The 13,983-nt window shown below is 33.2% G+C and carries 12 protein-coding genes; all 12 read right to left on the minus strand.

The features are described from left to right. Window positions 1-4: 4 nt before the first annotated feature. Window positions 5-613, minus strand: a complete 609-nt coding sequence (locus ACSVC9_RS12980) for a metal-dependent hydrolase (protein ID WP_446897878.1) — start codon at window positions 611-613, stop codon at window positions 5-7. A 131-nt stretch (window positions 614-744) separates the two neighbouring features. Then, complete coding sequence (locus ACSVC9_RS12985; RefSeq protein ID WP_446897879.1) at window positions 745-2,172, minus strand: peptidoglycan D,D-transpeptidase FtsI family protein; 1,428 nt, start codon at window positions 2,170-2,172, stop codon at window positions 745-747. 1 nt (window position 2,173) lies between these two features. Beyond that, on the minus strand, window positions 2,174-3,376 hold the full coding sequence (locus ACSVC9_RS12990; protein WP_446897880.1) for an FtsW/RodA/SpoVE family cell cycle protein: 1,203 nt from the start codon (window positions 3,374-3,376) through the stop codon (window positions 2,174-2,176). Window positions 3,377-3,421: 45 nt separating this feature from the next. Continuing rightward, the gene (locus tag ACSVC9_RS12995) at window positions 3,422-3,859 is read right to left on the minus strand and encodes an FHA domain-containing protein (protein ID WP_446897881.1); all 438 of its coding nucleotides are present in this window, start codon (window positions 3,857-3,859) and stop codon (window positions 3,422-3,424) included. Window positions 3,860-3,928: 69 nt separating this feature from the next. After that, window positions 3,929-6,748, minus strand: a complete 2,820-nt coding sequence (gene uvrA / locus ACSVC9_RS13000; RefSeq protein ID WP_446897882.1) for an excinuclease ABC subunit UvrA — start codon at window positions 6,746-6,748, stop codon at window positions 3,929-3,931. Window positions 6,749-6,767: 19 nt separating this feature from the next. After that, window positions 6,768-8,750 (minus strand): excinuclease ABC subunit UvrB, encoded by a 1,983-nt coding sequence (uvrB, locus tag ACSVC9_RS13005; protein WP_446897883.1) that lies wholly within the window; start codon window positions 8,748-8,750, stop codon window positions 6,768-6,770. Window positions 8,751-8,753: 3 nt separating this feature from the next. Next, the gene (locus ACSVC9_RS13010) at window positions 8,754-10,049 is read right to left on the minus strand and encodes a PDZ domain-containing protein (RefSeq protein ID WP_446897884.1); all 1,296 of its coding nucleotides are present in this window, start codon (window positions 10,047-10,049) and stop codon (window positions 8,754-8,756) included. 131 nt (window positions 10,050-10,180) lie between these two features. Continuing rightward, complete coding sequence (locus ACSVC9_RS13015) at window positions 10,181-11,356, minus strand: S41 family peptidase (protein WP_446897885.1); 1,176 nt, start codon at window positions 11,354-11,356, stop codon at window positions 10,181-10,183. Window positions 11,357-11,536: 180 nt separating this feature from the next. Beyond that, window positions 11,537-12,427, minus strand: a complete 891-nt coding sequence (ftsX, locus tag ACSVC9_RS13020) for a permease-like cell division protein FtsX (protein ID WP_446897886.1) — start codon at window positions 12,425-12,427, stop codon at window positions 11,537-11,539. Next, a complete protein-coding gene (ftsE, locus tag ACSVC9_RS13025) occupies window positions 12,417-13,103 on the minus strand; it encodes a cell division ATP-binding protein FtsE (RefSeq protein ID WP_446897887.1) in 687 nt (228 codons plus the stop codon). The genes ftsX and ftsE overlap by 11 nt, the downstream gene beginning before the upstream one ends. A gap of 146 nt (window positions 13,104-13,249) precedes the next feature. Continuing rightward, window positions 13,250-13,600 carry a type II toxin-antitoxin system PemK/MazF family toxin gene (locus tag ACSVC9_RS13030; RefSeq protein ID WP_291725116.1) on the minus strand — a complete coding sequence of 117 codons (351 nt, stop codon included), beginning with the start codon at window positions 13,598-13,600 and terminating at the stop codon, window positions 13,250-13,252. Next, entirely contained in the window at window positions 13,560-13,880 is a 321-nt protein-coding gene (locus ACSVC9_RS13035) for a CopG family ribbon-helix-helix protein (protein ID WP_446897888.1), read from the minus strand. The genes ACSVC9_RS13030 and ACSVC9_RS13035 overlap by 41 nt, the downstream gene beginning before the upstream one ends. Window positions 13,881-13,983 lie beyond the last annotated feature (103 nt).

Raw genomic sequence — 13,983 nt, forward strand, 5'->3', positions numbered from 1 at the left:
CCTGCTATCTATAAAATATAACAGGTATTTTATAGATAGTAAAAAGAAGTCCACCTATCATAAGAAGCTGCTCTATAGCAGAACCAATCTTAGAATTAGTACTATATGTAAGCGGAAACTTGACTTTCTTTTTACTGAAAGGATAAAATAAAGGTACCCCTCTATTTGTAAACATATCACAAATAAGATGCATACCGTAACCTATCATGAAATAATAAATCAGATATCTTATATCATACATATTCCCAATATACCCTGCTATAAACGAAAACATAGACATTCCCATAAGGCTATGCGTAAGTCCGCTTCTATGTGAAGATACGGCTATTATAATAGAAACCACACCTGCCGCTCTTACTATTGGTTCATCGGAATACAGATAGTCATACCATAGTAATATTATACCCAAACATATATACAGTGTAACTTTCGTCATTTTATTTTTAAACGGAAGAACATATTTATTAATTATACTCTTCGGATGATCTATATCTGGAAGTACAGATGAAAACGCAACTACTATCATTCCAAAATAACTAAATCCTCCTGGTATTAATTGATAGATGGATAAAAAAGTAAGTATACCCATTCCTGCATGAGTTTTACCCTTCATTTTATCTCCTTCTCATAATAAAAGTAATAATATCTATAACAGTTACTATATTATAACATTAAATTAATCACAATATTACTTTTTGCAATAAAATTCCCCGGGAAATTACACAATTAATTATATTTTTTCTATCACTTTCCAAGAGAAGAAGCTATTACCTGGGATGCTATGGAAGCAGCTATCAATCCACCTTGCCCCCCATTTTCTACAATTACTGCAATTGCTATCTGAGGATCTTCATAGGGTGCAAAACCTATAAACCATGAATGTGGAGGAGAATTAGCACCCATAACCTGATTGTCTGCAGTACCTGTTTTCCCTGATACCTCTATGCCATTTATGGAAGCCCCTGTTCCCGTACCATAATCTACAACAGATTTCATCATACTCTTCATTGTATTTGCAATATCAGGGGAAATAATTTGTCCCGCAGATTCAGGTAATATCGTCTTTACTAAATTGCCTTTGCTTGTAATCACTGAACTCACAAGATGCGGTTTCATCATAACTCCTCCATTGGCAATAGTACTTACTAAGACTGCCATTTGAAGTGGACTTGCAAGATCACTGCTTTGCCCTATGGCACTTTGAGCTATACTGCCCCTTTCATAAGGTTTCAATGATGGAAAATGGCTCGGCTCCACTGGTATACCATCTGTTGGAATACTTTTATTGAAGTAAAATTCCTCCGCAGTTTTTTTCAACTTGTCATTTCCAAGTTCCATCCCAAGTGTTCCAAAATACACATTACTTGAGTGAGCATAAGCCTCTTCAAAATCTATGCTTCCCAGGACTTCGCCATTATAATTATGCAATACATAATCAGAGCCTATCTGTACAGATCCCGTATCATTAATAGTCTTGCTTCTCACTCCGCTTATATTTTCAAGAGCACTTATAGCTGTTACGGTTTTAAAAGTAGAACCTGGAGGATATAATCCTGCAGTCGCTCTATTCAACAATGGTCTACTTGAGTTTTTATTTATATCAGCCCAATTGTCTTTTAAATTGTTTGGATCAAAGGATGGCTTTGATACCATAGCTATTACAGCTCCTGTTTTTGGGTTCAATGCAACTACAGACCCTCTGTTTTCTCCTAAAAGATCATAAGCCTTTTTCTGTGTAGTCGTATCAAGTGTTGTTTTTACTCCATTACCAACTTTTTTCACTGATTTTCCTTTATTCTTGATAAGACTTTCCAAATTGTCCTTAACATCCGTTGCCATAAGCTCATCATCATATTTTCTTTCCAGTCCGGTTATTCCATATTTTTCATCCACATATCCTAGTACATGGGAAAATATCTCTCCTCCAGTATATTCTCTTTTTTGAGTTTCCGAATTTATTGGTTCACTTTTAGTAAGCGGATTACCATTTCTATCATATATAGTACCTCTAAGTACCTCATTTCTCTTAATCCACATTCTCCTATTATAACTGCTGTTTACTATATTTGGACCTACAAGCATTTCAAAATATGTCATATATGAAATCAGCCCTATAAAACACAGCAAAAATACAAGCATTACCTTTTTTATATTATTTAGTATGTTATTCATGCTACCTACCCTCTTCTGATATCTTCTGGATTATACCCAAAGAAAAAAATGTTATTAGCATAGAACTTCCCCCATAACTTACAAGGGGCAAAGTTACACCTGTAAGTGGAATGGCATTCATAACTCCTCCAACTATAACCAGTACCTGTGACGCAATCATTGCACTATATCCTACCGCTAAAAGCCTGGAAAATTCATCATTACAGTAAACTGCCGCCCTCATACACCTGTAAAAAAGCAAAAAATACAGTATTATAATTGCAAATCCCATCAATATACCAAGTTCCTCACACAATGTGGCAAATATAAAATCAGTAGTATTTATAGGAACATATTCAGGATGTCCCAAGCCAAGTCCCGAACCTGTAAGTCCACCTGATGCTATTGAAAACATAGATTGAACTATCTGATAACTTTGATCATTGGCATAGGGCCAGGGATTTTTCCATATCATAACCCTTGTTCTTACATGACCAAACATATGATAACTAACAACAGCACCAGCTGCCGCCAGCACAAAGCAAACTATTACATACTTAAACTTAGACGTAGCTATATAAAGCATAGTTATTGATATTCCAAAAAATATGAGTGCGGAACCAAGATCCTTCTGAACTACCATAAATCCAAGACATATCATTACAACCATTCCAGGTATTATAAGATTTTTAAAATTCTTGTAGTCTTTCAAATCCGATGCCAGATAGGCTACTAAAGTTAATTTACCAAACTCAGAAGGCTGAAATTGAAATCCTGCTATACTTACCCAGTTCTTGGAACCATTTATTTCAATACCATGAAATGTTCCCATCCCCATAAATATCAATGTAAGTACAAGATATATATATTTATACCTACTAAAGCTTGCAGTATCTGGCATTAAAACTACAATTAATATAAATCCTGTAACTCCTACTGCAAACCATATGATTTGCTTAATTGAAACCGCCATATTCATCCTGTACAGCATCATCATTCCTATAACAGCCAAAATACTGGCAAATATGAATATATATTTATCGCCATCTGAAAAAAATTTTCTTATTACAAAGTAGGAATAACCTATAAGCAGGCATGTAACTACCGCCATTATCATTGCACCCTTATCAAAGGGCTGTTTTATTACAGCTAGATTAAAAAAGCAAACTAAACACAATAAATATGTATACTTAAGTAATTTTTTCTCGCCTCTAGTAGTATCCAATGCATCCACCACCTATTAATTATTTAATTATCAAGGATTTATATATTATATAACCTTAAAAGAAGTATTGCCAATTTTTATCTCGTCCCCCGAGTTCAAATATTGGCGTCCATTTAATTTTTTGCCATTCAGGAGTGTTCCATTAGTACTTCCCAGATCTTCTATGACACAGTCCTTGCCATTTTTTATATATAATCTTGCATGGTGAGACGAAGCATATGGATCTTCAAGCTTTAATATATTGTCATTTTTTCTGCCTATGGTTATTTCCCTTCTTATAGGAATAACTGCACCCTTTCGAAGATTTGAATTATCTCCAGGCATTACTACCTCAAGTCCAAAAGATCTTTTATTGGATATTTTTGATCTTCTTCCGCCATTTTTTATATCTTTATACATTATTCCTAATGACCAAAATATTATAATATACACTATCCCTATAATTACAATCTTAAAAACCAAACTCAATTTACTCAGATCCATTTTAAATATCCTCCCCTAAAGATGAAAAGACTAGCACTATGAGCCTACTTATGCCAGTCTTTATGTAGATTATAACATTTTTTTTAGATATTGTCCCGTATAGGAATCTCTATTTTGAGCTACTTCCTCCGGTGTACCTGTACACAGTACTCTTCCACCTCTTTCGCCGCCTTCCGGTCCAAGATCTATTATATAATCTGCACATTTTATAACATCTAGATTATGCTCTATAACAACAACTGTATTACCTGTATCCACAATTCTCTGGAGTATATCTATAAGTCTTTTTACATCATCTGTATGGAGCCCTGTAGTTGGTTCATCAAGTATATAAAGCGTTTTACCAGTACTTCTTTTGGAAAGCTCATAGGCCAATTTGATTCTCTGGGCCTCTCCTCCAGACAATTGTGTTGACGGCTGCCCCAATTTAATATACCCGAGCCCAACATCTGACAATGTCTGAAGCTTGCTGTGTATTCTAGGTATATTTTTAAAAAAATCCAGTGCCTTTTCTACTGTCATATTCAAAATATCATCTATATTTTTTCCCTTATACTTTACTTGAAGGGTTTCTCTATTATATCTTTTTCCCTTACATACCTCGCATGGAACATATACATCAGATAAAAACTGCATTTCAATTTTTATTATTCCATCACCTCTGCAAGCTTCACATCTTCCACCTTTTACATTAAAACTGAATCTTCCAGGTTTATACCCTCTCATTTTAGCTTCAGGAGTATTTGAAAATACCTCTCTTATTATGTCAAATACACCTGTATATGTAGCAGGATTCGACCTGGGAGTCCTTCCTATTGGACTTTGATTTATATCTATGATTTTATCTATATTTTCCACTCCAAATATATTTTTATGCTTGCCAGGCATATCTTTAGAACCATTTATCTTTTTATTTAACCCTTTATACAGTACTTCATTTACAAGAGTACTTTTCCCTGAACCAGACACTCCCGTAACACAATTAAAAACTCCAAGTGGTATATCTACATTTATATTCTTTAGATTATTTTCTCCTGCACCTTTTATATATATATAATTGCCACTTCCAGTTCTTCTGGATGCAGGTACTTCTATTCTTTTCTTTCCGCTCAAATACTGTCCTGTTATTGATTCTTCACTTTTCATTATATCGGCCATTGTCCCCAATCCAACCACTTTTCCACCGTGTTCACCTGCTCCCGGTCCTATATCAACTATATAATCTGCGGCCTTCATGGTGTCTTCATCATGTTCTACTACAATCACAGTATTACCTATATCTCTAAGATGTTTCAAGGTTTTTATGAGCCTGTCATTATCTCTCTGGTGCAATCCTATACTTGGCTCATCTAATATATAAAGTACTCCCACCAAACTCGAACCTATCTGTGTGGCAAGTCTTATCCTCTGTGACTCACCGCCTGAGAGAGTGCCCGAGCTTCTGGATAAGGTTAAATAGTCAAGCCCTACATCTACTAAAAATTTAAGTCTTCCCTTTATTTCTTTAAGTACCTGATTACTTATTATACTATCCCTTTTGGAAAGCTCCAGATTTTCAAAGAACTCAAGTTCATCTTTTATAGGCATTCTACATAATTCATCTATGTTTTTTTCCCCTATTGTAACAGCAAGGACCTCCGGCTTGAGTCTTGCGCCTTTACATTTAGGACATGGATTATTGCTCATGTAATTTTCTATTTCACTCTTTATATAATCTGAGTTAGTTTCAAGATATCTTCTTTTAAGATTGTTCACTATTCCCTCGAAGGAATGGTTGAATTCCATCAATCTTCCTTCTTTTTCATACTTAACTTTTATCTTGTCACCCTGCATTCCATATAGAAGGATGTTCAAAACTTTATCACTCAGTTTTCCTACAGGCGTATTCAAATCAAACTTATATTTATTTGACAAAGCTCTTAATATACTAAATGTCCATGAATCCTCTTTCAGGCTTCCACTTCCCCAGGGTAATACAGCTCCCTGCATTATACTTTTACTTCTATCTGGTATCACTAGCTTGTCATCTATTTCTAAAAGTGTACCAAGTCCATCACAAGTATCACATTTGCCAAATGGGGAATTAAAGGAGAATGTTCTCGGAGTAATCTCTCCTATGCTTATACCACAATGGACACATGCGAACTTTTCACTAAAGAGCATATCTTTGCCATCCACAACATTCACAATTACTATTCCATCTGATAATTTAAGAGAAGTTTCTATAGAATCTGCTAGTCTTCCTTCAATATCCTTTTTTACAATTAACCTGTCAACTACCACTTCTATAGTATGCTTTTTGTTCTTATCCAAAGTTATTTCTTCCTCCAGGGCTAGAATTTCACCATCAATTCTAGCCCTAACATAACCATTCTTCTTTATGCTTTCAATTATCTTTACATGCTGACCTTTACGCCCATTTACAATCGGTGCAAGTATCTGTATCCTGGCCCCGTCTGGCATGGAAAGTACCCTATCAACCATCTGATCTACTGTCTGTTGGCTTATTTTTCTTCCACACTTTGGACAGTGAGGTACACCTATTCTAGCATACAGAAGTCTTAGATAATCATATATTTCAGTAATAGTACCTACTGTAGAACGTGGATTTTTGCTGGTTGTCTTCTGATCTATTGATATTGCAGGAGATAAACCTTCAATATAATCTACATCTGGCTTGTTCATTTGACCTAGAAATTGTCTTGCATAAGCAGATAATGATTCAACATATCTTCTTTGTCCCTCTGCATATAATGTATCAAATGCAAGAGAAGATTTTCCCGATCCTGAAAGTCCTGTAAATACTATAAGTTTTTCCCTGGGTATTTCTAAATCTATATTTTTTAAATTGTGAACCTTAGCACCTTTTATAATTATGCTGTTTTTCATATTTATAACTCCTTAGTAATTATCGCTTCTTTTCCTTCTTTAGCTTTAATATAATATCTCTAAGCCTAGCAGCCTCTTCAAATCTAAGTTCCCTGGCAGCTTGTTTCATTTGTTTTGAATTTTCTTCTATCAGTTTATCTATATTTTTGTTATTGCCCGTTATTGCCTCGTTCAAGCTGTTGTATTCTTCTTTTTCCTCTAATACGGTAGTTGCTTCTATAACTTCTCTTATTCCTTTATTTATGGTCTTTGGAATTATTCCATGCTTTTTGTTGTACTCCATCTGTATTTTTCTTCTTCTATTTGTTTCTGTAATAGCTCTATTCATAGAATCAGTAATTGTATCAGCATACATTATAACTTTACTTTCTGAATTCCTAGCCGCTCTTCCAATTGTCTGTATAAGAGATCTCTCAGATCTTAAAAATCCTTCCTTATCAGCATCCAATATTGCAACTAAGGCAACTTCCGGTATATCAAGTCCTTCACGTAAAAGATTGATTCCAATAAGTACATCAAATTCACCTTTTCTAAGATCCCTGATTATTTTCATTCTCTCTATTGTAACCACACTGGAATGCATATATCTGGCCCTTATATTTATATCCTTGAAATAATCCGTTAGATCTTCCGCCATCTTTTTTGTAAGTGTAGTTACAAGAACCCTATATCCCTTCTTGACAGTTTCATTTATTGAAGCAAACAGATCATCTATCTGACCCTTTATTGGTTTTACTATAATTTCTGGATCTAACAGACCTGTTGGCCTCAATATCTGTTCTGCAATATTCTGTGAATGTTCTTTTTCATAATTCCCGGGAGTAGCACTTACAAATACAACTTGATTTATTTTTTCCTCAAATTCCTCGAATTTTAAAGGTCTGTTATCAAAAGCCGATTCTAATCTAAATCCATAATCTACAAGAGACTGCTTTCTAGATCTATCACCTGCATACATAGCTTTTACCTGTGGAAGTGTAACATGACTTTCATCTATGAACATTAAAAAATCTTTTGGAAAATAGTCGATAAGTGTTTGTGGTGGACTTCCCTTTACTCTTCCATCCAATATTCTCGAATAATTTTCAATGCCACTGCAATATCCTACTTCCCTCATCATCTCTATGTCAAAATTGGTTCTCTGCTTGATTCTCTGAGCTTCAAGAAGTTTATCATGGGCAGTTAGTTCATTCAATCTCTCTTCTAATTCTTGCTCTATCTTCTCTATGGCTGCTTCAAGTTTTTCTTTTGAAGTAGCAAAATGTGATGCAGGAAATATTGAAACATGATTTCTAATACCTACAGTATCTCCTGTCAAAGCATCAAATTCTTTTATTCTATCGATCTCATCCCCAAAGAATTCAACTCTTATAGCATGGTTTGTAGACGCTGCTGGAAATATATCTAAAGTATCTCCCTGTACCCTAAAAGTTCCCCTTACAAAATTAATGTCATTTCTCTCATACTGTATTTCTACCAATTTTCTAATAATTTTATCTCTGTCCCTTATCATACCTGGTCTAAGAGATACAGTCAATTTTTTATACTCTTCTGGATTTCCAAGTCCATATATACAGGATACTGAAGCAACTACAATTACATCCTTTCTCTCCAAAAGAGCTGAAGTAGCAGAATGTCTAAGTTTATCTATTTCATCATTTATGGATGCATCTTTTTCAATATAAGTATCTGTTTGTGGGACATAAGCCTCTGGTTGATAATAATCATAATAAGAAACAAAATATTCTACACTATTTTCGGGGAAAAATTCCTTGAATTCAGAGCAAAGTTGTGCTGCCAGTGTTTTATTATGTGCAAGCACAAGTGTGGGTTTTTGAATTTTTTCTATTATATTTGCCATTGTAAAAGTTTTACCGGAACCAGTAACACCTAAAAGGGTTTGAAATTTATCACCCTCTAAAATTCCCTTTGATATACTATCTATGGCCTGAGGTTGATCTCCCTTAGGTTTAAATTTAGAATGTATTTTGAAAATTCCCATTTTCTAATCATCCTTGTCATTATTTTTTATTTTATTCAATACATCTGAAAATTTATTTTTGTTTAGTTTTACTACTATGCTGTCCTTCGGAACATTTCTTGGCACAAAAACTATTCCTAATCTCTTGTTCTCATTCATCTTATTATAACTTAACTGCTCAAAATTTCCCGTGACTCTTTTAACTTTAAGCCATATAAAATTTGAACATTCCTTTATTATTTCACCTATCGTCTCTTCATTTTCAATTTTGTTATCATTTATCTCAACTAAAAGGTCTCCACTTTTTATACCCATTTCATTGGCTGGTGAATTCGGTGCAACAGCCAGTACCATGATACCTTCATTACTGCTTATGTATTTTGGTTTTCCTACAGTTTCAATATATCTCTGCAAAAATATAATACCCTCATGGGCAATAGGTGCTGCTATTAAGACAAATATTTTAAAAAATAGATTTAAAGCTGCAAGCTGTGCCAGTCCAAATATAACAATACTATAAATCATAATAATTATACCTGACATAAAAGATTTTTCTCTTGTATCTTTAGTAAAAGTCACAGTACTGTATCCAACCACTGCATAGAATGGCATAAGCATCAATACTGCATTTTTTAAAATGTCCCTTGTTGCAGGATTTCTTAAAATTGGCCACCAGGATGGCGGTGTTGACAATTGCCAGGAAGAAGATACAAGAGATTTACTTTGAAGTATAAAAAATATAGCTACAGGTATTATCCAATATCTTTGAAGTGCAAAACCTCCAATTATTTCTCCGTCTTTACTCGTAAACACAGGTATGCTTCCAGTTTTTCCATCAATCATAACAAGAAGACCTTCTATAAAATGAAGTATTGCAACCATACCCATAAGTGACACTACATCTATATTCAAAAAATTTAATCCAGGAATTTTAAAATATGAAGATGCTATACCAAGCAAAATACTTAAAAGTCCGATCACAGCTCCAGAATAAGAAAAGCATATAAATCTGGGATTAAAAAACATAAACACTATGGATGTTAAAAATACCAATTCTACAGCAGAGCTTTGTTCAAAAGCTATTCCTAAGCAGGACATCATAACACTTGCCACAGTACCTGCAAAAATTCCTATTACAATTTGGGATATAGTTAACTCAAATGGTGAATTAATTCTTTCTCCAATTATCATTTTCTGCATAACAGCAGTTTGAATATTTTTTTTATACAATACAAAAGCCATAATAGCCAACAGCACTAATAAATATGGTTCCGTAAGTGCATATGCTATAGACTTCAAAGTATATATTACTATATTCATTAAAAGTCAATACCCCTCTCTCCTCATCTATACATAAACTAAATTAGACAGAATTATGTCTGTCTAATTTAAATCTCAAATATATTATAATAATATATCCGTTTTGGGTCAAAAATGAATTATTTTATCTTTTATTTAACTTTACTTTCAGCAACATCAATTGCCTTTTTAAATTGTGGATCTTTATCTCTATCGTAAGGCTTACCTTTAAGGTTACTAGGATATACTACTTTTACATCTGGATTTATACCCTTCTTGTGTATATTTTCACCATTTGGAGTATAGTACTTAGATATAGTAACCTTTAAGGCAGTTCCGTTTCCAGTATCGAACATGGTTTGAACTACACCTTTACCAAAAGTTTTCTCTCCTACAAGGGTTCCTACTTTATAGTCTCTTATAGCACCTGAAAATATTTCTGATGCACTTGCAGTATTTCCATTTGTCAATACAGTTATGGGTAAATTGTAAAAATTGCCACCTTTTGACTTATATTCTTTTTTATTTCCATATTTGTCAATTGTAGAAACAATTACTTTTCCATCTGGAACAAAATTTGAAACCATGTTTACACACTGATCAAGCAATCCACCTGGATTATCCCTCAAATCCACAATTAAGGATTTCATACCACTATTTTTTAATTTAGACAACTGTTGTTGAAAGTTTTTAGATGTATTTTCATCAAACATTGATACTTGAATATATCCAATATTTTTATCTAGCATTTCTCCAGTTACAGTTACCATATTTACCTTAGCTCGCTTTACTTTTGTTTCAAAAGTCCCCTTATCCTTTCTAGAAATAGTAAGTTTAATCTCTGTTCCAACCTGACCACGCATTATAGAAACTGCTTTATCGAGTTCATTCCCACTTACTGCAGTTCCATTTACTTTCTCTATTATATCATTTTGTCTGAGTCCAGCTTTCTCAGAAGGTGTTCCTTCAAATACCTTGGTTATTTCAATCTTGTTATTATTTGAAGTAACCTGAACTCCTATACCGCTATAATTTCCTTCAGTTTCAGTATTAAATTCCTCGAATTCCTTCTTATTCATAAATACAGTATATGGATCATTTAATGATGATGTCATACCCTTCAATGCACCCTCTAAAAGAACATCATCACTTATTTTGCCATCATAGTATTTATACAATGTATCTCTTACTTCAAATATTTTTTCAAATTTGTTTATGATATTACCACGTTTCATATTCCAAAAATTATATGTACCAAACATAGTTGCAATATTTGTCACTACAACAATAAGTATAGTACAAACTATCCATTTTTTCTTTTTGTTCAAGTTATTCCACCTCTTTATAAATAACACTCTACTATTACTTTTATGTATATATTCAATAATTATAACACTAAAAATTATAACACTAAAAAATCTAATTATACAAAAAACATCTAAAACTATAAAATCAAATTATAAAAGGAGCATGCAGAATATACTGCATGCCTTCATCAAAAGCAGAAATCAAACTGCTAAGAATTTTCTTATAGAAATTATACTTCCCAATGCCCCTATTAAGATACCAGCAAGAACAAATATGCCAAGTATATTAGTGTAAATATATTGTGGGCTTATAAGTTGCATCAGTAAAATTGATGAAGAAATCTTTACATATATAATTCTGTATAAATAATATAAGATTATATCTGCAAAAATTGCTCCTAATAAACCTATTATCATACCTTCAATTATAAATGGCCATCTTATAAACCAGTCTGTAGCTCCTATATATTTCATTATGCCAATTTCTCTTCTTCTTGAATAGACTGTGAGCTTTATTGTATTTCCAATTAAAAATAGTGAAACTCCTATAAGTATAACTAATATAATTGTTCCTATCCACTTTATAGTTCTGGTTATCCTTATAATTTTGTCTACTATACCTCTTCCATCTTGAATGCTGTCAATTCCATCCATGCCTTTTATATTGTTTACTACTTCTGAAACAATCTCTGGTGTTTTAACTTTAACTATATAGGAATTAGGAAGCGGATTATCCTTCTCCAATCCATCTACCAAAGACTTATTCTGAGCACCTAATTGAGCTCTAAACTTATCTACCGCCTGTTTTTTAGTTTCATAGTTTACAGATACGATTCCATCTACAGACTTAATTTTATCCTCTATGTCTGATTTCTGCTTAGAAGTTACATCATCCTTTAAATAAACTTTCACTTCAACCTTTGATTGAACTTCCAATATTCCCTGCTTTACGTTCAACATAGCAAGAAGTGATATACCAAGTATAAAAAGAGTAGCTGCAACTGTTGCTGCTGCTGCGATACTTATTGTCTTATTCCTTCTTAAGCTTTTAAAAGAGTTTTCTATAAAGAATCTTATTGTACTAATCCTCATAGCCATATGCACCCCTTTGTTCATCTCTTACTACTATTCCCTTTTCCAATGCTATAACTCTTTTTCTCATACTATCCACTATATCTTTTGCATGAGTTGCCATAAGCACCGTAGTTCCAGCATGATTTATATCATTTATTGTATCCATTATATCTAAAGCCGTATCTGGATCCAAGTTTCCCGTAGGCTCGTCTGCTATTAAAATAGATGGGTTATTTACAATAGCCCTCGCGAGTGATATCCTCTGCTGTTCCCCTCCTGACAATTCATGTGGAAAAGCTTTGTATTTTTTAGCCAACCCTACCAGTGACAATACTACAGGAACTTTTTTTCTTATTTCTCTTGGCGGAGCCTCAATAACCCTCATAGCAAACGCCACATTTTCATATACATTCAATGTAGGTATTAACCTAAAATCTTGAAAAACAACTCCTATTTTTCTCCTATATTTAGGAATGCCCTTTCTAGACAGAGTTGTTATATCTTTCCCATTTACCAATATATTCCCATTAGTTGGTTCAGCTTCTTTGAGCATCAACTTTACAAATGTACTTTTGCCAGCTCCACTCGGGCCTACCAAAAACACAAATTCTCCTTTTTCAATATTAAGGTTTATATTGGATAACGCAAATATGTTGTTGTTATAAACTTTACTCACGTTCTTAAACTCTATCATATGTACCTCTCCTCAAATTAATGTTTTCTTGCATTACATTGTTCATTATAACATACCATAACAAATAATTTAAAATTAAACTATTAAATTATTATGAATAAAAAAAATAAGGGCTCAATTTACCCTTATCATTAATATTAAACAGCCTATTGAATACCTATACTTACCAAAAGAGCATTATCTACTTTTTTCATGTCTATATCCGTCATATGGCCAATTTTTTCTTTCAATCTTCTTTTATCTAGAGTTCTTATCTGTTCCAGCAATACTACCGAATCTTTATTAAGTCCATAGGCCTCTGATGAAATTTCTACATGAGTCGGAAGTTTCGCTTTATTTATCTGAGAAGTAATGGCTGAAACTATGACAGTAGGACTATATTTGTTACCAACATCATTTTGAATAATGATAACAGGTCTAATTCCTCCCTGTTCAGAGCCCACTACAGGGCTTAGATCAGCATAAAATATATCTCCTCTTTTCACTACCGTTGTCATTTGGCAAATCACTCTCCGAAAGCTTCGCTTCATATTCTTTAAATTCCTTTATGTCATATGCAAAGCCCATTTCCGCAAACTCAAGATTAAGTTGTGCCATTTCCCTATATCCTCTTTCCATTACTGATATATTATTTAACCTTTTTTTCTCCTTAATATATAATATGATAGCTTCCTTAATAAATTCACTTCTTTTTTTGCAATCTTCTTTAAGTGCCCTATTAAACTCATCATATAGCGTTCCTGAAAGGCTCACTACTAATCTTTTTGAATTTGACATTTAAAAATTAATACCTCCTATTGACGTAAGCAAAAGATATATAACATAAAATAATTATAGTCATATTAGGCACGTATGTCAAAAAAAATTCATATTAATTCAT

The sequence above is a fragment of the Clostridium sp. LBM24168 genome, assembly GCF_052953915.1.

Coding starts and splice junctions, on each gene's coding strand:
- ACSVC9_RS12980 (WP_446897878.1), bottom strand. CDS start 613: ATGAAGGGTAAAACTCATGCAGGAATGGGTATACTTACTTTTTTATCC.
- ACSVC9_RS12985 (WP_446897879.1), bottom strand. CDS start 2,172: ATGAATAACATACTAAATAATATAAAAAAGGTAATGCTTGTATTTTTG.
- ACSVC9_RS12995 (WP_446897881.1), bottom strand. CDS start 3,859: ATGGATCTGAGTAAATTGAGTTTGGTTTTTAAGATTGTAATTATAGGG.
- uvrA (WP_446897882.1), bottom strand. CDS start 6,748: ATGAAAAACAGCATAATTATAAAAGGTGCTAAGGTTCACAATTTAAAA.
- uvrB (WP_446897883.1), bottom strand. CDS start 8,750: ATGGGAATTTTCAAAATACATTCTAAATTTAAACCTAAGGGAGATCAA.
- ACSVC9_RS13010 (WP_446897884.1), bottom strand. CDS start 10,049: ATGAATATAGTAATATATACTTTGAAGTCTATAGCATATGCACTTACG.
- ftsX (WP_446897886.1), bottom strand. CDS start 12,427: ATGAGGATTAGTACAATAAGATTCTTTATAGAAAACTCTTTTAAAAGC.
- ftsE (WP_446897887.1), bottom strand. CDS start 13,103: ATGATAGAGTTTAAGAACGTGAGTAAAGTTTATAACAACAACATATTT.
- ACSVC9_RS13030 (WP_291725116.1), bottom strand. CDS start 13,600: ATGACAACGGTAGTGAAAAGAGGAGATATATTTTATGCTGATCTAAGC.
- ACSVC9_RS13035 (WP_446897888.1), bottom strand. CDS start 13,880: ATGTCAAATTCAAAAAGATTAGTAGTGAGCCTTTCAGGAACGCTATAT.